The organism is Pseudomonas sp. NFACC32-1, assembly GCF_900101215.1.
GTDB lineage: Bacteria > Pseudomonadota > Gammaproteobacteria > Pseudomonadales > Pseudomonadaceae > Aquipseudomonas.
In genome coordinates this window covers 252,843-271,843 of the sequence record NZ_FMUL01000007.1, presented here as the reverse complement: position 1 = coordinate 271,843, position 19,001 = coordinate 252,843, and the positions used below count along the sequence as shown (strand labels likewise).

Below are 19,001 nucleotides of genomic sequence, written 5' to 3'. Positions count from 1 at the left end.
GCGGTGAGGGGCGATTGTAATTAAGATGGGGCCATGTTTCTTCCAGCCAAGGTGCCCACCGTGAGCGTGAACAACCCTCTTTTGCAGCCCTACGACCTGCCGCCATTCTCGGCGATCCGTGCCGAACATGTGCAACCGGCCATCGAACGGATCCTGGCTGACAACCGTGCCGCCATCGCTGAAATTCTCAAGACCCAGGGCAGCCAGCCTACCTGGGCCGGCCTGGTACTGGCCATGGACGAGCTCAACGATCGCCTGGGCGCGGCCTGGAGCCCGGTGAGCCATTTGAATGCCGTTCGCAACAGCCCGGAACTGCGCGAGGCCTATGAGGCCTGCCTGCCGGCATTGAGTGCCTACTCCACGGAACTGGGTCAGAACCGCGAGTTGTTCCAGGCCTACGAGGCGCTGGCCAACAGCCCCGAAGCCGCCAGCTTCGACGTGGCACAGAAAACCATCCTGGAACATTCCCTGCGTGACTTCCGCCTGTCGGGCATCGACCTGCCGCCCGAACAGCAGAAGCGCTACGCCGAAGTACAAAGCAAACTGTCCGAACTGGGCAGCCGTTTCTCCAACCAACTGCTGGATGCCACCCAGGCCTGGACCAAGCACATCACCGAGGAAGCCGCCCTCGCCGGCCTGACCGACTCGGCCAAGGCGCAAATGGCCGCCGCAGCCCAGGCCAAGGAACTGGACGGCTGGCTGATCACACTGGAATTCCCCAGCTATTACGCGGTGATGACCTACGCCGAAGACCGCGCCTTGCGCGAAGAGGTCTACGCCGCGTACTGCACCCGGGCGTCCGACCAGGGCCCCAACGCCGGCCAGCACGACAACGGCCCGGTGATGGAGCAGATCCTCGACCTGCGTCAGGAACTGGCCCAACTGCTGGGCTTCGCCAATTTCGCGGAGTTGAGCCTTGCGACCAAGATGGCCGAGTCCAGCGATCAGGTCCTGGGCTTTCTGCGCGACCTGGCCAAGCGCAGCAAGCCGTTTGCCGCGCAGGACCTGGAACAGCTCAAGGCCTATGCCGCCGAGCAGGGCTGCCCCGACCTGCAAAGCTGGGACAGCGGTTTCTATGGTGAAAAACTGCGCCAGCAACGCTACAGCGTGGCCCAGGAAGCCCTGCGCGCCTACTTCCCGATCGACAAGGTACTGAGCGGCCTGTTCGCCATCGTGCAACGCCTCTATGGCATCGAGATTGCCGAACTGAAGGGCTTCGACAGCTGGCATCCGGACGTGCGCCTGTTCGAAATCAAGGAAAACGGCCAGCACGTCGGCCGCTTCTTCTTCGATCTCTATGCCCGCGCCAACAAGCGCGGCGGCGCCTGGATGGACGGCGCCCGGGACCGTCGCCGCACGATCGATGGCGTGCTGCAGAGCCCGGTCGCCAACCTGGTGTGCAATTTCACCCCGGCCGACAGCGGCAAGCCGGCGCTGCTGACCCACGATGAAGTCACCACGCTGTTCCATGAGTTCGGCCATGGCCTGCACCACCTGCTGACCCGCGTCGAACACGCCGGTGTGTCCGGCATCAACGGCGTGGCCTGGGACGCGGTGGAGCTGCCGAGCCAGTTCATGGAAAACTGGTGCTGGGAACCAGAAGGCCTGGCACTGATTTCCGGCCACTACGAAACCGGCGAGCCGCTGCCTCAGGACCTGCTGGAAAAAATGCTCGCGGCGAAGAACTTCCAGTCGGGCCTGATGATGGTCCGTCAGTTGGAGTTCTCGCTGTTCGACTTCGAACTGCACGCCACCCATGGCGATGGCCGCAACGTCCTGCAGGTGCTCGAAGGTGTGCGCGACGAGGTGTCGGTGATGCGTCCGCCGGCCTACAACCGCTTCCCCAACAGCTTCGCCCATATTTTCGCCGGCGGTTACGCGGCGGGTTACTACAGCTACAAATGGGCGGAAGTCCTGTCGGCCGACGCGTTCTCCAAGTTCGAAGAGGACGGCGTGCTCAACCCCGACACGGGCCGCGCCTTCCGTGAGGCGATTCTGGCCCGCGGCGGTTCCCGGGAACCGATGGTGCTGTTCGTCGACTTCCGTGGCCGCGAGCCATCGATTGACGCACTCTTGCGCCATAGCGGCCTGAGCGAGGACGCGGCAGCATGAGCGAGGGGCCTGTGATCACGAAGAAACGCTTTATCGCCGGGGCGGTCTGCCCGGCGTGCAGCGAGCCGGACAAGCTGATGATGTGGAACGAAGACGGTGTACCGCATCGCGAATGCGTGGCTTGCGGTTATTCCGATACGCTCAACGAACAAGGCCTGTCGGTGCCCAAGGAACTGGGTACCCGGGTCAATACATCGGCGCTCAAGGTGCCCGATGCGAAGGTCCAGGCGGTGCAGTTCTTCCCCAATCCCAAGTTGAAGAAAAAGACCGACTGAAACGTCATGTATCACCTGCGGGCCGTCCGGGTCGCAGGCGATACATATATACCGCCAACCCGCGCGCCTTCCTGCCCAGACTGTCCCTCCAGTCCAGACAGAGAGGTTTCCCATGCGCGACGATGACAATCCGCTGTTGCAGGCCCATGACCTGCCGCCCTTTGAGCAGATCCAGGCCGAACATTTCCTGCCGGCCCTCGAGCGGATCCTTGCGCAAAGTCGTGCCCAAGTGGCCGCGATCATCAAGACCCAAACGCCGTTTCCCACCTGGGATGACCTGGTGTTGGCCATGGACGAAATCCATGCGCGCCTGAAAACCTTCGACTACGTCCTCGATACCCTGGCCTCCACCCGAACGGAAGACGCCTGGACCCAGGCCTCACTGGACTGCCGGGAACGGCTACACGACTTCCAGCAATCACTGGCGAGGAATCCCGATCTGTTGCGCCTCTACCGACAGTTGGCGGACAGCCAGATCGCCAGGCACTTCGAACCCGCGCGAAAGCGAGCCCTGGAAAAGATCCTGCAGCGTTTTCACCAGCAAGGCCTGAACGGCTTGCCGGACGCTGTCCAGGCAGACTTGAACGCCTTGGAAAAGCGAATGCAGACGGCTCGGAATCTGTTTCTCGATCACTTGCACCAGGCCAACAAGGCCTGGAACACATCACTTGTCGATGAGGCTCAGTTGAGCGGCCTGCCACAGGGTTTCAGGCAGCGAATGGCGAACCAGGCACGGGAAGCCGGGCGCCCGGGTTGGTTGCTGACGCTCGATGATGAGTCGTTCGGCATCGTCACAACCTATGCCGACAGTCGCCTTCTGCGTGAACAGATCTACCTCGCCTACAGCACACGCGCATCGGATCGAGGGCCCCACGCCAGTCAGTTCGACAACGGCCCCGTCCTCTGGCAACTGCTGCAGGACCGCCGTCGCTATGCCAGCTTGCTGGGCTACACGGACTTTGCCCAGATGGCTATCGAGCCGGAACAAGCCGAGTCCACGGCGCAGGTCATGGCCTTCCTGCACGAGCAGCTCCAACGGCACCAGGACGCGTTCAGAGGAGATACCCAACAGCTCGAGGCATTCGCCGCCCGGCAAGGTTTCAGCGAGCTCCACCCATGGGATTACCCCTACCTGGCGGAAAAACTCCGCGAGCATACGACGGGCCTTTCAAGGCAGGCCCTGAGCGCCTGGTTCCCGATGCAATCTACGTTTTCACAATTGCTGCTGATCGCCAAGGACCTGTTCGGCGTGGAGTTCATCGAGCGCCGGGATGTGCCGACCTGGCATTCGGACGTTCGCCTTTTCGAAGCCAGGGAATGGGGAGAAACCATCGGCCATCTCTATTTCGACCCTTTCGAAGAGCCCGGCCGGGACGGTTATCCCAACACCACCACACTGCGCAATCGCCGCATCACCGCGGAGGGACGCCCCCGGCACCCGATCGCGGTCCTGCATGGCTGGTTGCCGCGCCCTGCCGACGACAAGCCGGTGTTGCTCAACCATATGCAGCTGCGCATCCTGTGCCATGAGTTCGGCCATTGCCTGCACCACCTGCTGACACGGGCAGAATATCGCGACATTTCGGGCATCACGGAACTCTCTCGCGATACCTGCGAGTTCGCCGGCATGTTGTTCGAGCAGTGGTGCTTCACCCGCGAGGGCCTGGTCCGCTTGTCGAGCCATCACCCGTCCGGAAAACCGCTGCCCGAGGAAGTCGCCGACCGGATACTGGCCTTCGTCGACACCCAGGCCAGCTGGGAAACCGCCGCGCTCTTGCGTAATGCGTTGTTCGATATCGAGCTGCACCGAAGCCACGGCGACGGGCGGACCGTCCAGCAAGTGTTCGACCAGATCAGTGCACAGGTGGGGCATCTGCCCACCACTGGCCAAGAACGTTGGCCCAACGCCCTGGATTACATGGTGACCGGCTACGCAGCCCGGATCTATGCCTATGTCTGGTCGAAGGAACTGGCCCTGAAAACGTTCCAGAGGTTCAAGCGCGACGGACTGTTCAACGGGACGACTGGCCGGGAGCTGCGTGAAACGGTCTTCGGCCTCGGCGATTCACGGCCGCTGTCAGAATCCGTCAGAGTATTTACCGGATCGGAGGCGATCATTGCCCCGGCAGCGTGAGATGCGGGGCCAGGGGTTGGGCCGTCGTGGTCGAGTTGACCCAGCTCTTGAGGGAGCAAAGGGCGAAGACGCTGGTACTGCAGTCACCGTTCGCCAACGCGGCGCGGAGCTTCTTGACGTCGGCGTGCATGACATAACGAATCCCGTCCTTGAAATGATGACTGTCACCAAAGCCACCTTCGGTCATTTCGTTCAAGGCATCCTCCTTGCTCCAGCCCTGCACCACCACCCGGTACATGGCAGCCACCAGCCCGGTGCGGTCGGAGCCGTGCTTGCAGTGCATCAGCACGGCCCCCTTGGCTTCGCCCGCCTGGATGGCCCGCAAGGCGCTGAGTATGTCGCTGTCATCGACATGATTGGTGCGGTAAGGCAGTTGCACACGGTCTATACCGGGCGTGGATAACCAATCGGCATCCGAGTCGGGCAGGAACGTGATGACCGTGCCGACCCCGAGCTTCGTCAATAACGGCACCGCAGAGCCATCCGGCAAGGCGCTGCGGTAGAGGGTTGGCGACATCTGATACAGGTCGTAGCGCCTCGCCACCGATTGAGCCCATTCGGCAGGCCGCGTCTCAACGGAGTCAGCCGCCTGGGCGGCGGGCTCGGCCAAGGCGATAAGCAACGCCAGGCAGAACAATGAATGGAGCTTGAACATGTAGGGCGACCGGACCTGGAGGATTCGAGGCGTCCAGTTTCGGCCCCGGCCGGTTAAAAACCTGTCGGCCAGACGTCAAAGCCATGTCAACGGATACCCGATCGGGTCTCGACTCGGCCGGGCTGCTCAATGGCACTGGTCTAAATGAATTCCAGCGAATACTGTATGCACATACAGCTTCGCGGAGTATCCCCATGTCAGCCTCTCTTCCACCCCGCGGTCGTGGCACCGCCGCCAACCCGCACAACCGCTTCGCGCCGAGTCGCTCGGTGGCCGAGGACGATGGCTGGTATCAGGAAGTACCGCCGACCCAAGGCACTGAAGTGCGCATCGAAATGGCGAAGACCATCATTACCCGCAACACCTCACCGGACATCGGTTTCGACCGCTCCATCAACCCCTACCGGGGTTGTGAGCACGGCTGCATCTACTGTTATGCACGGCCCAGCCATGCCTACTGGGACATGTCGCCCGGGCTCGACTTCGAGACAAAACTGATCGCCAAGACCAACGCCGCCGATGTGCTGGAAGAGCAATTGTCCAGGCGCGGTTATCAATGCGCGCCCATCGCCCTGGGCTCCAACACCGATCCTTACCAGCCGATCGAGCGCGAACAGCGCATCACCCGACAGATCCTCGAGGTGTTGCTGCGCTACCGTCACCCGGTGACGATCGTCACCAAGGGGTCGCTGATCCTGCGCGACCTGGACCTGCTGAGCGAGCTGGCCCGACAGCGCCTGGTCAGGGTCATGATCAGCCTGACCACCCTGGACGATGAGCTCAAGCGCATTCTCGAACCGCGCGCGGCGGCGCCCAAGGCTCGGCTGCGAGCAATCAGGGTCATGCGCGAGGCCGGTATCGCGGTGGGCGTGTTGTGTTCGCCGATGATTCCGATGATCAATGACAGCGAAATCGAAAGCCTGCTGGCCGAGGCCCATGCCGCCGGCGCGCAAAGCGCGTCCTATATCATGTTGCGCTTGCCGCTGGAGGTCGCACCGCTGTTCGAAGACTGGTTGCAGGCCCACTATCCGCAACGCGCCGCCCATGTCTTGAGCCTGGTGCGCCAGAGCCGCGGCGGCGAGCTCTACGACAGCCGGTTCGGGACGAGAATGCGCGGTGAAGGACCGTTCGCCGACCTGCTGGCCCAACGGTTCGCCAAGGCGCTCAAGCGCCTGGGCCTGGAGCGACGAGGGGGTTACGATCTCGATTGCGACGCCTTTTGTCCGCCGGGCCGACAGATGTCGTTGATTTGATTAAAGTTGACCTTGTGACATGGGCTGAGGATGATCGCACCTGCACTTTAGGTCATGCCTGTAATCCTTGTTCTAGAGCCATCGATTCAGTTTGAGTTAAGTTTCGGTCGCTACCTTGTCCATCGAGTGACTGACAGGTCGGGCAATTCGACCTGGACGTTTTTTAAACAGCCACTAGTGGCCACACAGGCCCCCGTCAAAGAGGATGAATCATGAGTGACAAGGATAAACAGCCGTTGGCTGCGTCGGCTTCAGCCCAACCCGAGGCGGAAACCGCCGATGCAGCGCTGCAGCATATTGTTGACGGCTTTTTGCATTTCCATCACGAGATCTTTCCGCAGCAGGAAGAGCTCTTCAAGAAACTCGCCACCGCCCAGAAACCCAGGGCGATGTTCATCACCTGCGCCGACTCGCGCATCGTGCCCGAGTTGATCACCCATAGTTCTCCAGGCGATCTGTTCGTGACCCGAAACGTCGGCAACGTCGTTCCACCTTACGGACAGATGAACGGCGGCGTCTCCACCGCCATCGAATACGCCGTGCTGGCCCTCGGGGTGCAGCACATCATCGTCTGTGGCCATTCCGATTGCGGCGCCATGCGCGCGGTACTCAACCCCGATACCCTGGAAAAGATGCCCACCGTCAAGGCCTGGCTGCGCCACGCCGAAGTGGCCAAGACCATGGTCCACGACAATTGCCCGTGCGGCGACGAAAAACAGACCATGCCCGTGCTCACCGAAGAGAACGTGATCGCGCAGCTGCAGCACCTGCGAACGCATCCTTCGGTGGCTTCTCGCATGGCCAGCGGCCAGTTGTTCATCCACGGCTGGGTGTACAACATCGAGACCAGCGAGATCAAAGCCTTCGATGCGGACAAGGGATGTTTCCTGCCGCTTGATGGCAGCCATCCGATTCCGGTGGCGACGCCCAAAGCGCGCTTCTAACCACTCCTAAACATCCTTGCATGGTTCAAGCCTTGCTGCTCTTCGAGCGGCCGGGCCTTGCCATGCCTGAAGAAAACTGCGGGAGAGTCGCCATGCGTGCTGCTCAATTGAAAGCTGTTCTGCCACGGGAGCTATTGGCTTCCGTGGTTGTGTTTCTGGTGGCGCTGCCGTTGTGCATGGGCATCGCCATTGCATCCGGCCTGCCGCCAGCCAAGGGGCTGATCACCGGTATCGTCGGTGGCCTGGTGGTGGGTTTCCTCGCCGGTTCCAAGCTGCAGGTCAGCGGGCCGGCTGCGGGCCTGGCGGTGTTGGTTTTCGAGCTGGTGCGCCAACACGGCGTAGGCATGCTCGGGCCGATCCTGCTGCTGGCCGGTTTTCTGCAATTGCTGGCCGGACGCTTTCGCCTGGGGTGCTGGTTCCGCGTAACGGCGCCGGCGGTGGTGTACGGGATGCTGGCGGGTATCGGCGTGCTGATCGTGCTGTCCCAGGTCCATGTGATGCTCGATGCGGCACCCAAGCCGTCGGGCCTGGATAACCTGGCCGCATTCCCTGGCGCGGTGGCCCAGGCGTTGCCGTCCTTCGGCTGGCAGGCCGGATTGCTCGGGCTCTCGACGATTGCAGTGATGTGGCTGTGGGAAAAACTGCGTCCCCACAGCCTGCGCTTCATTCCCGGTGCTTTGCTGGGTGTCGGCCTGGCGACCGCCGCCAGCCTGCTGCTGGCTTTGCAGGTCAAGCGTGTGGAAGTGCCGGCGAACATGGCCGAAGCCATTGATTGGCTGCGCCCCGCGGACCTGCTGAACCTGGCCGACCCCGCCGTACTGATCGCCGCATTCGCAGTGGCCTTCATCGCCAGCGCCGAAACCCTGCTGTCAGCAGCCGCCGTCGATCGCATGCACAGCGGTGAACGTGCCGACTTCGACCGGGAACTGTCGGCGCAAGGTATCGGCAACATGCTGTGCGGCCTGCTCGGCGCCCTGCCGATGACCGGCGTGATCGTGCGCAGCTCGGCCAACGTCCAGGCCGGCGCCACCACGCGGATGTCGACGATTTTCCACGGCCTGTGGTTGCTGCTGTTCGTGTTGTTGCTATCCAGCGTGCTGCAAAGCATTCCGGTGGCGAGCCTGGCGGGTGTGCTGGTGTACACCGGTTTCAAACTGGTGGACCTCAAGGCCTTTCGCGGCCTGGGCCGTTACGGCCGGATGCCGATGTTCGTTTACGCCGCGACGGCGTTGGCGATCATCTTCACCGACCTGCTGACCGGTGTGCTGATCGGTTTCGGCCTGACCCTGGCGAAACTGGCCTGGAAAGCCTCGCGCCTGAAAATCAGCCTGATCGACTTGCCCCAGGACGGTGAGATGGAACTGCGGTTGGTGGGTGCGGCGACCTTCCTCAAGGTGCCAGCCCTGACCCAGGTGCTGAACACCATTCCAGAAGGTGCGACGGTGCATGTGCCGCTCAACAACCTGAGCTACATCGACCACTCCTGCCTGGAACTGCTCGAAGAATGGAGCCGGGCCAATGCCAGCAAGGGTTCGAAGCTGCTGATCGAATCCCGCGGGCTCAAGCGCAGGCTGGAGGGGCGATTGCGCACGACCGTGGGGGTTGGCGCGGCTTCTGCCTGACACCCAGAAAATCCTGTGGGAGCGAGCTTGCTCGCGATAGCGACGTGTCAGCCAGCTGCGAGGTGGCTGGTCCAATGCCATCGCGAGCAGGCTCGTTCCCACAAAGATTTAAGTTGCCCTGATGGATCAAGCCGCCGGCTGGTCCAACTCCAGCCCCACGCCCAGGCGCCGGGACATGCACGGCCAGCGCTTCCAGGCCGCGCCGGTTTCCGGGCTGCTGAGCTTCTCGCGGTAGCTCTCTACCGACTCCAGTGCAAACGTCTCGTCGTTGAGCATCTCATCGAACGTGTGATGCACCACTTCATCGAGTTGGTTGGCGAATTGCTCACCGATCAGCTGGTGAGCAATCAGATTGGCGACCGTCATGTCCAAGGGGATCAGTGGCTGGCCGAAATGCTTGATGTACAGGTCGTTGACCTCTTCGACAAACCGGTGCGCCAGGTAGGCTTCGTCCAGCAGGCTGTCGAGCCCGACGTGCCCGGCCATGATGGTCGGCGGCTGGAGGAAGTACTGTTCGGCGATCTTCAGTACCGGTTTGATCTGCGACTCGATACCCGCTTCCCTGGCGACATCGTTGGCGGCGTCCAGCAGGTCGGGGACTTCGTCGATATAGGCGGCGACAAAACGCGCCAGGACGTCGTTGGCGTTCGCGTCCGGCAATTGAATGGCACGGTGCAGGTTCGGCAGTTGCTCCGTCAATTGACGGGTCAACTGGCCGGTCTCGGCTTCATGTTGTTGGGCTTTTTGGATCTGCTCGCGCAATGCGGCGGTGTTCATGACAACTCCAGGAAAACAAAGGCAATGAAATAGGGAAGACATAACTTAGCTGGCGTAAAAACACTCCTAAGACCCATTTGTCATAAATACCCCTTGCTTGATGCATCAGCGCTATATCGATTTGCCATCACTCAGGTTCGCATCCTTCTCCATTCGCGGGCTCGGGCGCAAGTCCCGTCTGTTTCAAGCGATTTACGCCATCGCGTTGCGAGGTTGCAGTCGCTGTCTATACTCGGGTTGGAATGGAGTTAGCTGATGAACCCGATGTTAGGCAGCAAGGCAACGGCGCAATGAGTTCGTAGTCTGATGTAGCCGCTCCCTTGCCGAAGGCGTGACGCCTACGGGATAACAAGAACGATAAGGGGAACCCGCAATGATGCGACATCCACATGTATGGATGGGCCTCCTGTTGTGTTCGATTTTCAGCCAGGCACAAGCGGCCTGGACTGTGAATATGGCGCCTGGAGCGACACAGATCAGCAATGCAGTATTCGACCTGCACATGACCATCTTCTGGATCTGTGTAGTGATCGGCATCATCGTCTTCGGGGCCATGTTCTGGTCGATGATGATGCACCGCCGCTCGACGGGCCAGAATGCGGCCCACTTCCACGAAAACACCCGCGTCGAAATCCTCTGGACCATCGTGCCGTTCCTGATCCTGGTGGCCATGGCGGTTCCCGCCACCGCCACGCTGATCAAGATGTACGACTCCAGCGAATCGGAGATCGACATCCAGATCACCGGGTATCAGTGGAAATGGCACTACAAGTACCTGGGCCAGGACGTGGAGTTCTTCAGCAACCTGGCCACCCCCACCGAACAGATCCATAACCAGAGCGCCAAGGGCGAACACTACCTGCTGGAGGTCGACAAGCCGCTGGTGCTGCCGGTCGATGCCAAGGTGCGCTTTTTGGTGACCTCCGCCGACGTGATCCACTCCTGGTGGGTGCCGGCCTTCGCGGTCAAGCGCGATGCGATCCCCGGCTTCGTCAACGAAGCCTGGACCCGCGTCGACAAGCCCGGCCTGTACCGTGGCCAATGCGCCGAGCTGTGCGGCAAGGACCACGGCTTCATGCCCATCGTGGTGGAGGTCAAGAGCAAGCCCGACTATGAAAAATGGCTGGGCGAACGCAAGGCCGAAGCCGCGCAGCTCAAGGAGCTGACCAGCAAGGAATGGACCCTCGAAGAACTCAAGGAACGTGGCGACAAGGTCTACCACACCACCTGCGTGGCCTGTCACCAGGCTGAAGGCCAGGGATTGCCGCCGATGTTCCCGGCGCTCAAGGGGTCGAAGATCGCCACCGGGCCGATCAAGGATCACCTGAACATTGTCTTCCACGGCAAACCCGGCACCTCCATGGCCGCGTTCGGCAAACAGTTGTCGGAAGTCGATATCGCCGCGGTCGTGACCTATGAACGCAACGCCTGGGGCAACAACAAGGGCGACATGGTGACGCCCAAAGAAGTGCTGGAACTCAAACAGGCGCAAAGCCAATGAGCCGGCCTGACGTGTGTTCCCGCAACCGGGCGGGGCTCGTTGCCCCGCGCCGTCCAGCCCATTCGTTCGAAGGAGACAGGACATGAGTGCTGTGATCGATGACCACGGTCATGCCGGCGCCGACCACGCCCACGGCCCCGCCAAGGGCCTGATGCGCTGGGTACTGACCACCAACCACAAGGATATCGGCACGCTGTACCTGTGGTTCGCATTCTCCATGTTCCTGCTGGGCGGCTCGTTCGCCATGGTGATCCGCGCCGAGCTGTTCCAGCCCGGCCTGCAGATCGTGCAGCCGGAATTCTTCAACCAGATGACCACCATGCATGGCCTGGTGATGGTCTTCGGCGCGGTGATGCCGGCCTTCGTCGGCCTCGCCAACTGGATGATCCCGCTGATGATCGGCGCGCCGGACATGGCCCTGCCGCGCATGAACAACTTCAGCTTCTGGCTGCTGCCGGCGGCGTTCCTGATGCTGGTGTCGACCCTGTTCACCCCCGGGGGCGGGCCGAACTTCGGCTGGACCTTCTATGCGCCGCTGTCCACCACCTACGCACCGGAAAGCGTGACGTTCTTCATCTTCGCCATCCACCTGATGGGGATCAGCTCGATCATGGGCGCGATCAACGTGATCGCCACCATCCTCAACCTGCGCGCCCCCGGCATGACCCTGATGAAGATGCCACTGTTCGTCTGGACCTGGCTGATCACCGCGTTCCTGCTGATCGCGGTGATGCCGGTGCTGGCCGGCTGCGTGACCATGATGCTGATGGACATCCACTTCGGCACCAGCTTCTTCAGTGCCGCCGGCGGCGGTGATCCGGTGCTGTTCCAGCATGTGTTCTGGTTCTTCGGCCACCCCGAGGTGTACATCATGATCCTGCCGGCCTTCGGTGCCGTCAGCTCGATCATTCCGGCCTTCGCCCGCAAGCCGCTGTTCGGCTACACCTCGATGGTCTACGCCACGGCGGCCATTGCGTTCCTGTCGTTCATCGTCTGGGCGCACCACATGTTCGTGGTGGGCATTCCGCTGGTGGGCGAGCTGTTCTTCATGTACGCCACCCTGCTGATCGCCGTGCCCACCGGGGTGAAGGTGTTCAACTGGGCCAGCACCATGTGGCAAGGCTCGCTGACCTTCGAGACGCCGATGCTCTTTGCCGTGGCGTTCGTGATCCTGTTTTCCATCGGTGGTTTCTCCGGGCTGATGCTGGCCATCGCACCGGCGGACTTCCAATACCAGGACACCTACTTCGTGGTCGCCCACTTCCACTACGTGCTGGTGCCCGGTGCGATCTTCGGCATCTTCGCCTCGGCCTACTACTGGCTGCCGAAATGGACCGGCCACATGTACGACGAAACCCTCGGCAAGCTGCATTTCTGGCTGTCCTTCGTGGGCATGAACCTGGCCTTCTTCCCGATGCACTTCGTGGGGCTGGCGGGCATGCCACGGCGGATTCCCGACTACAACCTGCAGTTCGCCGACTTCAACATGGTCTCGTCCATCGGCGCGTTCATGTTCGGCACCACGCAGATCTTCTTCCTGTTCATCGTGATCAAGACCATCCGTGGCGGCGAGCCGGCACCGGCCAAGCCGTGGGATGGCGCCGAAGGACTGGAATGGAGCGTACCGTCGCCGGCGCCGTATCACACCTTTACCACGCCGCCGGAAGTGAAATGAGATGACTCATGCAACCCCTGTGGGAGCGAGCTTGCTCGCGATAGCGGTCTTCCTGGCACACCGCGTCGCCTGCATCGCGAGCAAGCTCGCGCCCACAGGAATACGGATGAGGAACGAGGATCATGGCTGATTCGATTTCACTGAAAAAACTGGTCACCCGGCTGTTGCTGGTGGTGGTGGCCATGTTTGTCTTCGGATTCGCCCTGGTGCCGATCTACGACGTGATGTGCAAGGCGTTCGGCATCAACGGCAAGACCGGCGGACAGTACGAAGGCGAGCAGACCGTCGACGAGTCGCGGCAGGTGCGCGTGCAGTTCCTGTCGACCAACGCCGTGGACATGGTCTGGGACTTCTACCCCAGGGGCGATGAGCTGGTGGTCAAGCCCGGGGCGGTGAACGAAATGGTCTTCGTGGCCCACAACCCCACCGACCGGCCAATGAGTGCCCAGGCCGTGCCGAGCATTTCACCGAGCAACGCGGCGGCCTATTTCCACAAGACCGAATGCTTCTGTTTTACCCAGCAAGTGCTGCAACCCGGCGAGCGTATCGAAATGCCCATGCGCTTCATCGTCGACCGGGAAATGCCCAAGGAAGTGAAGCACCTGACGCTGTCCTACACGCTGTTCGACATCACTGCTCGTCATCCACCGGTGGCCGTAAACACTGACCGATAGCGTGCCCGATAAGGAGAACAATAAATGGCAACTCATGAGCACTATTACGTTCCGGCCCAGAGCAAGTGGCCGATCATCGCCACGGTCGGGATGTTCGTCACGGTGTATGGCCTGGCGACCTGGTTCAACGACCTGAAAGCCGCGCGCCCGGATTCCCACGGCCCGCTGATCTTTTTCGTCGGTGGCCTGTTGCTCGCCTACATGCTCTTCGGTTGGTTCGGCGCGGTCATCAAGGAAAGCCGCGCCGGCCTGTACAGCGCGCAGCTCGACCGCTCGTTCCGCTGGGGCATGAGCTGGTTCATCTTTTCCGAAGTGATGTTCTTCATCGCGTTCTTCGGCGCCCTGTTCTATGTGCGCATGGTGTCGGCGCCGGGCCTGGCCGGCGAAGGCAGCAAGGGCCTGTCGGAGATGCTCTGGCCGAACTTCGAATACGTCTGGCCGCTTTTGAACAACCCCGATCCGAAACTCTTCCCGCCGCCCAAGGACGTGATCAGCCCCTGGGGCCTGCCGCTGCTCAACACCGTGTTGCTGGTCAGCTCCAGCGTCACCGTGACCATCGCCCACCATGCCCTGAAGAAAGGCCATCGCGGCGCGTTGAAACTCTGGCTGGCGATCACCGTGCTACTGGGGTGCGCGTTCCTGGGCTTCCAGGCCGAGGAATACATCCACGCCTATAAAGAGCTGGGCCTGACCCTGGGTTCGGGGATCTACGGTGCGACGTTCTTCATGCTCACCGGCTTTCACGGCGCCCACGTCACCATCGGCACGATCATCCTGTTCGTGATGCTGATGCGCATCATGCGCGGGCACTTCGACAACGAGCACCAGTTCGGCTTCGAGGCCGCGAGCTGGTACTGGCACTTCGTCGATGTGGTGTGGATCGGCCTGTTCATCTTCGTCTACGTGCTCTGAGACCACCGTCACCAAGGCGCGTGAGAGACCAACTGGCCGCTGAAGAAACCCCAGGCGATCAAGCCGACGGTGACAGCGGCCAGGCCGACCCGCACCGCCAGGGCGATGACCAGGCGATTGGAATCGCTTTCGTCCTTGACCAGAAAAAACAGGCCACTGAACAGGCTGGCAATCGTGGCAATCAGCATCAGGACGATGGCTGCTTTGAGCATCAGGAACACTCCGGGGGGACGCGATGCACGTGAGTATAGCTATCTCGTTCGACAGCTTTGGGGCGGCGCCATGAAAGGCTTCCGGCCAGGCATCCTGCCGTCGCTGGTGGTGGCCGTGCTGGTACCGGTGATGGTGTGCCTGGGGTTCTGGCAACTGAGCCGGGGCGAACAGAAACGCGTGCTCATGGACACCTATGCCGAGCGCCGGGTGGCGCCGCCGATGGCCAGCGTCGAACTGCCGCAAACCCAGGATCCGGCCTTTCGCAGGGTCAGCCTGCACGGCCAGTTCGACGCCGCCCACAGCATCCTGCTGGACAACCGCCAGCACGACGGCAAGGTGGGCGTCGAGTTGCTGCAACCTTTTCTCGACCAGGCGAGCGGACAGTGGCTGCTGGTCAATCGTGGCTGGCTGCCCTGGCCCGACCGCCGCACCCCACCGGTCTTCAGCACCCCCGAACAACCGGTGAGCCTGCAGGCCTGGGTCTACGTCGCGCCGGGCGCCACCTTCCAGCTCCACGCCGACCCGGTGGATGCGCCGTGGCCGCGACTGGTCACCGCCATCGAACCGGACAAGCTCTGGGCCGAACTGGATCGCCACGGCTTCGCCTATGAACTACGGCAACAAAGCGGCCCCGGCGCCTACCGGACCGATTGGCCGGTGGTGGCCATGGGGCCGGAAAAACACCTCGGCTACGCCGTGCAGTGGTTCGCCATGGCGGCGGCGCTGTTCGGCCTGTTTCTTTATCTTGGATGGCATAACGCAGGGAGACACCATGGGAACCACCATGAATCCAACCAACACGTCTGAGGCCGCCACCGCGCGCAATCGGCGCAAAGGACGCGTGCAGCTACTGTTGATCGTGCTGGGGGTGATCGGTCCGATGATCCTGGCCACCGGCATGTACAAATTCCAGTTCTGGGTACCGGAAAGCCGCAGCTACCACGGCGAGCTGATCGGCACCGGCCAGACCCGCGCCGAAATCGGCGTACAGGCCGACGAACAGCGCTGGCAGATCCTCGTCACCGCGCCGCAGGAATGTTCGGTGGACTGCCGGCAGCTGGTGTACCTGGCCCGGCAGGTGCAGATCGGCCTGGGCCGCGATGCCTCCCGCGCCAGCCACGCCCTGGCGGCCGCCCAACCGCTGGATGCCGAATACGGCGCCCAGCTGCAGCGCGAATACCCGCAACTGCAACGCTACCCGCTGGACCTGCCGGCCTATCAGAAAGGCGCCCAGGGTTCCGGCGGTGCCCAGCTGTGGATCATCGATCCCCACAGCAACCTGGTGCTGCGCTATGACGCCCGGGTCAAGGGCAAGGACCTGCTCAACGACCTGCGACACCTGCTGAAACTGTCGAACATCGGATGAGGGCATCGACATGGCCAAACCAGGATTTCGCCTCGCGCTGTTTGCCACACTGCTGGCACTGATCGTCGTACTGCTGGGCGCCTACACCCGACTGACCCACGCCGGCCTCGGTTGCCCCGACTGGCCCGGTTGCTACGGCTTCATCAGCGTGCCCAAGAGCGAAGCCCAACTGGCCCATGCCGAACTGCACTTTCCCGACGCGCCGGTGGAAGCCCACAAGGGCTGGAACGAGATGGTCCATCGTTATTTCGCCGGCGCGCTGGGGTTGATGATCGCAGTGCTGGCCGCCCGCGCCTGGATGGACCGGCGTCGTCCCGGCCAGCCGTTGAAGCTGCCGCTGTTCCTGCTGGCGGTGGTGTTCGCCCAGGCGGCGTTCGGCATGTGGACCGTGACCCTGAAGCTCTGGCCCCAAGTGGTCACCGGACATCTGCTGGGTGGGTTCGCCACCTTGAGCCTGCTGTTCCTGCTCACCTTGAGATTGTCCGGCGTACTGCCGGCGCTGACCGTGCCCAAGCGCCTGCAACACTGGGCCACCGCCGGGCTGCTGCTGGTGATCGGCCAGATCGCCCTCGGCGGCTGGGTCAGCTCCAACTACGCCGCCGTGGCCTGCATCGATTTCCCCACCTGCCACGGCCAATGGCTGCCACCAGCCGACTTCGCCAACGGCTTTCACCTGACCCAGCACATCGGCCCGAACTACCTGGGCGGGCAACTCGATAGCGACGCCCGCACCGCCATCCACCTGACCCACCGCATCGGCGCGTTGCTGGTGACGCTGGTGCTGCTGGGCCTGGCCTGGCAGTTGAAGAGCGTCGGCATGACTCGGCTGGCCGGCCTGGTGCTGGCGGCCCTGGCGGCGCAGATCACCCTGGGCATCAGCAACGTGCTGTTCCACCTGCCGCTGCCGGTGGCCGTGGCCCACAACGCCGGGGGCGCCGCACTGCTGCTGACCCTGGTGCTGGTCAATTATCACGCCCGCACCAGCCTGGTCCGGGTCAAGCATCAGGTCCCGCTGCGCTGGCGGTTCAACCCGCATAAACACGGCGTCGCCCCCATCACGATAAAAGGAGAGATGCCATGGCAACCTTGACCGGTGAACGCCACAGCCAGGCGATCTGGCGCGATTACCTGGAGCTGACCAAACCCAAGGTCGTGGTGCTGATGCTGATCACCTCCCTGGTGGGCATGTTCCTCGCCACCCGCGCCGGCGTACCGTGGACGGTGCTGGTGTTCGGCAACCTGGGCATCGCCCTGTGCGCCGGCGGCGCGGCGGCGGTGAACCATGTTGTGGACCGGCGCATCGATGCGGTGATGGCCCGTACACACAAGCGACCACTGGCCGAAGGCCGGGTCTCGCCGGCCGCGGCCCTGACGTTCGCCCTCGCCCTGGCGGTGGCCGGACAGGCCTTGCTGCTGGCCTTCACCAACCCGCTCACGGCGTGGCTGACCCTGGCTTCGCTGCTGGGTTATGCGGTGGTCTATACCGGGTTCCTCAAGCGGGCGACACCGCAGAACATCGTCATCGGCGGCCTGGCCGGCGCGGCGCCACCGCTGCTGGGCTGGGTGGCGGCCACCGGGCATGTCAGTGCCGAGCCGCTGCTGCTGGCGCTGATCATCTTCGCCTGGACCCCACCGCACTTCTGGGCCCTGGCGATCCACCGTAAAGAGGAATACGCCAAGGCCGATATCCCGATGCTGCCGGTGACCCATGGCGAGCACTACACCAAGGTGCATATCCTGCTGTACACCCTGGTGCTGCTGGCGGTGAGCCTGATGCCCTTCGTGATCCAGATGAGCGGCCTGCTCTACCTGATTTGCGCCCTGGTACTCGGCGCGCGGTTCCTGCAATGGGCCGTGGTGTTGTACCGTGGCAGTCGGCCGCACGCCGCGATCAACACCTTCAAGTACTCTATCTACTACTTGTTCCTGCTGTTCATCGCCCTGCTTGTCGATCACTACCTATTGTTGAGCCTATGACCCGAACCCAGAAAACCGTCTTTATCCTCGCGGCCGTGATCGCGCTGATCCTCGGCCTCACCGTCAATAAAGTACTGTCCGGCAAAGGCGAGGGCGACCCGACGGGGTTGATCGACGCCGGCATCATCCTGCTGCCCCAGAGCCGCAACCTGCCGGACGTGAAAATGACCGACCAGGACGGCCAGCCCGTGGCGATGGACGAGCTCAAGGGCAAATGGAGCCTGCTGTTCTTTGGCTACACCTTCTGCCCGGACATCTGCCCGACCACCCTCGCCCAACTGCGCCAGATCAAAAGCGAGCTGCCGAAGGAGGCTGTGGATAAGTTGCAGATCGTACTGGTGAGCGTCGACCCGAACCGCGACACGCCCAAGCAGCTCAAGCAGTACCTGGGCTACTTCGACCCGCAGTTCAAAGGCCTGACCCCTTCATCCATCGAAGACCTGCAGAAGCTGGCCAACGCGGTGAGCATTCCCTTCATCCCGGCGGACACCAGCAAGCCCAACTACACGGTGGATCACAGCGGCAACCTCGCCGTCATCGGCCCGGACGGCAGCCAACGCGGCTTCATCCGCGCCCCGTTGAACAACCAGAAACTGGTGGCGCAGTTGCCGGAAATGCTCAAACGCAAATAGCCCCCCAGGGGCATGCCGCTCAACCAAGCCATGCCGATCCCTTGCGGTGAGGAAGTCCCTTGTGGCGAGGGGATTTATCCCCGCTGGGCTGCGCAGCAGCCCCCCAAAAAGCTGAATGCGATCTACATGGCACAACGCGATGGCTGGGTCAGGCCGAGGGCCTTGTGCCCCCGCTCCCACACCGGATGGTGGTGAACACACTATCTGCAACAGCCCCCAACCCCTGTGGGAGCGAGCTTGCTCGCGATGAAATCGACACGGTTCCAGACCAAAACAAGT

At 62.4% G+C, this 19,001-nt stretch carries 18 protein-coding genes; 15 read left to right on the top strand and 3 right to left on the bottom strand.

Annotated elements, in window-relative coordinates:
* The first annotated feature begins 33 nt into the window (after positions 1-33).
* The 3 genes from prlC (at position 34) to BLP99_RS14010 (ending at position 4,521) form a co-directional block, all read left to right on the top strand.
* Complete coding sequence (prlC, locus tag BLP99_RS14020; RefSeq protein WP_176776506.1) at positions 34-2,112, top strand: oligopeptidase A; 2,079 nt, start codon at positions 34-36, stop codon at positions 2,110-2,112.
* Positions 2,109-2,387 (top strand): YheV family putative zinc ribbon protein, encoded by a 279-nt coding sequence (locus BLP99_RS14015; RefSeq protein ID WP_024778466.1) that lies wholly within the window; start codon positions 2,109-2,111, stop codon positions 2,385-2,387. Before prlC ends, BLP99_RS14015 begins: the two co-directional genes overlap by 4 nt.
* A gap of 112 nt (positions 2,388-2,499) precedes the next feature.
* Complete coding sequence (locus tag BLP99_RS14010; protein WP_092180578.1) at positions 2,500-4,521, top strand: M3 family metallopeptidase; 2,022 nt, start codon at positions 2,500-2,502, stop codon at positions 4,519-4,521.
* Here the strand turns inward: BLP99_RS14010 and BLP99_RS14005 are convergent.
* Positions 4,502-5,176, bottom strand: coding sequence for a phosphatase domain-containing protein (locus BLP99_RS14005; RefSeq protein WP_092180575.1), 675 nt, complete (start codon positions 5,174-5,176; stop codon positions 4,502-4,504). The two genes, BLP99_RS14010 and BLP99_RS14005, sit on opposite strands and share 20 nt — an antisense overlap.
* A 194-nt stretch (positions 5,177-5,370) precedes the next feature.
* On the opposite strand from BLP99_RS14005, the gene BLP99_RS14000 reads away from it, so the two are divergent.
* From BLP99_RS14000 to BLP99_RS13990, 3 genes are all read left to right on the top strand, one after another.
* Positions 5,371-6,429, top strand: coding sequence for a PA0069 family radical SAM protein (locus BLP99_RS14000; protein WP_072398059.1), 1,059 nt, complete (start codon positions 5,371-5,373; stop codon positions 6,427-6,429).
* 212 nt (positions 6,430-6,641) lie between these two features.
* Positions 6,642-7,373 carry a carbonic anhydrase gene (locus BLP99_RS13995; RefSeq protein WP_072398060.1) on the top strand — a complete coding sequence of 244 codons (732 nt, stop codon included), beginning with the start codon at positions 6,642-6,644 and terminating at the stop codon, positions 7,371-7,373.
* A 92-nt stretch (positions 7,374-7,465) separates the two neighbouring features.
* A complete protein-coding gene (locus BLP99_RS13990) occupies positions 7,466-8,995 on the top strand; it encodes a SulP family inorganic anion transporter (protein WP_092180572.1) in 1,530 nt (509 codons plus the stop codon).
* 126 nt (positions 8,996-9,121) lie between these two features.
* Here the strand turns inward: BLP99_RS13990 and BLP99_RS13985 are convergent, their stop codons facing one another.
* Positions 9,122-9,772: a hypothetical protein gene (locus tag BLP99_RS13985; protein ID WP_076405819.1), complete on the bottom strand. Its 651-nt coding sequence runs from the start codon at positions 9,770-9,772 to the stop codon at positions 9,122-9,124.
* Positions 9,773-10,145: 373 nt separating this feature from the next.
* Here BLP99_RS13985 and coxB point away from each other — a divergent pair, with 373 nt between their 5' ends.
* From coxB to BLP99_RS13965, 4 genes are all read left to right on the top strand, one after another.
* Positions 10,146-11,273 carry a cytochrome c oxidase subunit II gene (coxB, locus tag BLP99_RS13980; RefSeq protein ID WP_072398070.1) on the top strand — a complete coding sequence of 376 codons (1,128 nt, stop codon included), beginning with the start codon at positions 10,146-10,148 and terminating at the stop codon, positions 11,271-11,273.
* An 82-nt stretch (positions 11,274-11,355) separates the two neighbouring features.
* Entirely contained in the window at positions 11,356-12,948 is a 1,593-nt protein-coding gene (gene ctaD, locus BLP99_RS13975) for a cytochrome c oxidase subunit I (RefSeq protein ID WP_072398072.1), read from the top strand.
* A gap of 122 nt (positions 12,949-13,070) precedes the next feature.
* On the top strand, positions 13,071-13,622 hold the full coding sequence (locus BLP99_RS13970; RefSeq protein ID WP_072398074.1) for a cytochrome c oxidase assembly protein: 552 nt from the start codon (positions 13,071-13,073) through the stop codon (positions 13,620-13,622).
* Between the two features lie 24 nt (positions 13,623-13,646).
* Positions 13,647-14,534 (top strand): cytochrome c oxidase subunit 3, encoded by an 888-nt coding sequence (locus tag BLP99_RS13965; protein ID WP_053149528.1) that lies wholly within the window; start codon positions 13,647-13,649, stop codon positions 14,532-14,534.
* A gap of 8 nt (positions 14,535-14,542) precedes the next feature.
* Here the strand turns inward: BLP99_RS13965 and BLP99_RS13960 are convergent, their stop codons facing one another.
* A complete protein-coding gene (locus BLP99_RS13960; protein WP_072398076.1) occupies positions 14,543-14,746 on the bottom strand; it encodes a twin transmembrane helix small protein in 204 nt (67 codons plus the stop codon).
* A 70-nt stretch (positions 14,747-14,816) separates the two neighbouring features.
* Between BLP99_RS13960 and BLP99_RS13955 the strand changes: the two genes are divergently transcribed.
* Genes BLP99_RS13955 through BLP99_RS13935 form a run of 5 tightly spaced genes read left to right on the top strand, consistent with a single transcriptional unit; the run spans position 14,817 to position 18,722 of the window.
* Positions 14,817-15,554 carry an SURF1 family protein gene (locus BLP99_RS13955; protein WP_092180569.1) on the top strand — a complete coding sequence of 246 codons (738 nt, stop codon included), beginning with the start codon at positions 14,817-14,819 and terminating at the stop codon, positions 15,552-15,554.
* On the top strand, positions 15,520-16,113 hold the full coding sequence (locus BLP99_RS13950) for a hypothetical protein (RefSeq protein WP_092180566.1): 594 nt from the start codon (positions 15,520-15,522) through the stop codon (positions 16,111-16,113). Before BLP99_RS13955 ends, BLP99_RS13950 begins: the two co-directional genes overlap by 35 nt.
* Before the next feature lie 10 nt (positions 16,114-16,123).
* Entirely contained in the window at positions 16,124-17,203 is a 1,080-nt protein-coding gene (locus tag BLP99_RS13945) for a COX15/CtaA family protein (protein WP_072398090.1), read from the top strand.
* Positions 17,191-18,090 carry a heme o synthase gene (cyoE, locus tag BLP99_RS13940; protein ID WP_092180563.1) on the top strand — a complete coding sequence of 300 codons (900 nt, stop codon included), beginning with the start codon at positions 17,191-17,193 and terminating at the stop codon, positions 18,088-18,090. The genes BLP99_RS13945 and cyoE overlap by 13 nt, the downstream gene beginning before the upstream one ends.
* Positions 18,087-18,722: an SCO family protein gene (locus BLP99_RS13935; protein WP_092180560.1), complete on the top strand. Its 636-nt coding sequence runs from the start codon at positions 18,087-18,089 to the stop codon at positions 18,720-18,722. Before cyoE ends, BLP99_RS13935 begins: the two co-directional genes overlap by 4 nt.
* The last annotated feature ends 279 nt before the right edge of the window (positions 18,723-19,001 follow it).

Bases quoted from the DNA above. Each gene is read 5' to 3' on its own strand.
- prlC (WP_176776506.1), top strand. From the start codon at position 34: ATGTTTCTTCCAGCCAAGGTGCCCACCGTGAGCGTGAACAACCCTCTT.
- BLP99_RS13960 (WP_072398076.1), bottom strand. From the start codon at position 14,746: ATGCTCAAAGCAGCCATCGTCCTGATGCTGATTGCCACGATTGCCAGC.
- BLP99_RS13995 (WP_072398060.1), top strand. From the start codon at position 6,642: ATGAGTGACAAGGATAAACAGCCGTTGGCTGCGTCGGCTTCAGCCCAA.
- BLP99_RS14010 (WP_092180578.1), top strand. From the start codon at position 2,500: ATGCGCGACGATGACAATCCGCTGTTGCAGGCCCATGACCTGCCGCCC.
- BLP99_RS14015 (WP_024778466.1), top strand. From the start codon at position 2,109: ATGAGCGAGGGGCCTGTGATCACGAAGAAACGCTTTATCGCCGGGGCG.
- cyoE (WP_092180563.1), top strand. From the start codon at position 17,191: ATGGCAACCTTGACCGGTGAACGCCACAGCCAGGCGATCTGGCGCGAT.
- BLP99_RS13945 (WP_072398090.1), top strand. From the start codon at position 16,124: ATGGCCAAACCAGGATTTCGCCTCGCGCTGTTTGCCACACTGCTGGCA.
- BLP99_RS13990 (WP_092180572.1), top strand. From the start codon at position 7,466: ATGCGTGCTGCTCAATTGAAAGCTGTTCTGCCACGGGAGCTATTGGCT.
- BLP99_RS13950 (WP_092180566.1), top strand. From the start codon at position 15,520: ATGGGAACCACCATGAATCCAACCAACACGTCTGAGGCCGCCACCGCG.
- BLP99_RS13985 (WP_076405819.1), bottom strand. From the start codon at position 9,772: ATGAACACCGCCGCATTGCGCGAGCAGATCCAAAAAGCCCAACAACAT.
- BLP99_RS13955 (WP_092180569.1), top strand. From the start codon at position 14,817: ATGAAAGGCTTCCGGCCAGGCATCCTGCCGTCGCTGGTGGTGGCCGTG.
- BLP99_RS14005 (WP_092180575.1), bottom strand. From the start codon at position 5,176: ATGTTCAAGCTCCATTCATTGTTCTGCCTGGCGTTGCTTATCGCCTTG.
- BLP99_RS13965 (WP_053149528.1), top strand. From the start codon at position 13,647: ATGGCAACTCATGAGCACTATTACGTTCCGGCCCAGAGCAAGTGGCCG.
- BLP99_RS14000 (WP_072398059.1), top strand. From the start codon at position 5,371: ATGTCAGCCTCTCTTCCACCCCGCGGTCGTGGCACCGCCGCCAACCCG.
- coxB (WP_072398070.1), top strand. From the start codon at position 10,146: ATGATGCGACATCCACATGTATGGATGGGCCTCCTGTTGTGTTCGATT.
- ctaD (WP_072398072.1), top strand. From the start codon at position 11,356: ATGAGTGCTGTGATCGATGACCACGGTCATGCCGGCGCCGACCACGCC.
- BLP99_RS13970 (WP_072398074.1), top strand. From the start codon at position 13,071: ATGGCTGATTCGATTTCACTGAAAAAACTGGTCACCCGGCTGTTGCTG.
- BLP99_RS13935 (WP_092180560.1), top strand. From the start codon at position 18,087: ATGACCCGAACCCAGAAAACCGTCTTTATCCTCGCGGCCGTGATCGCG.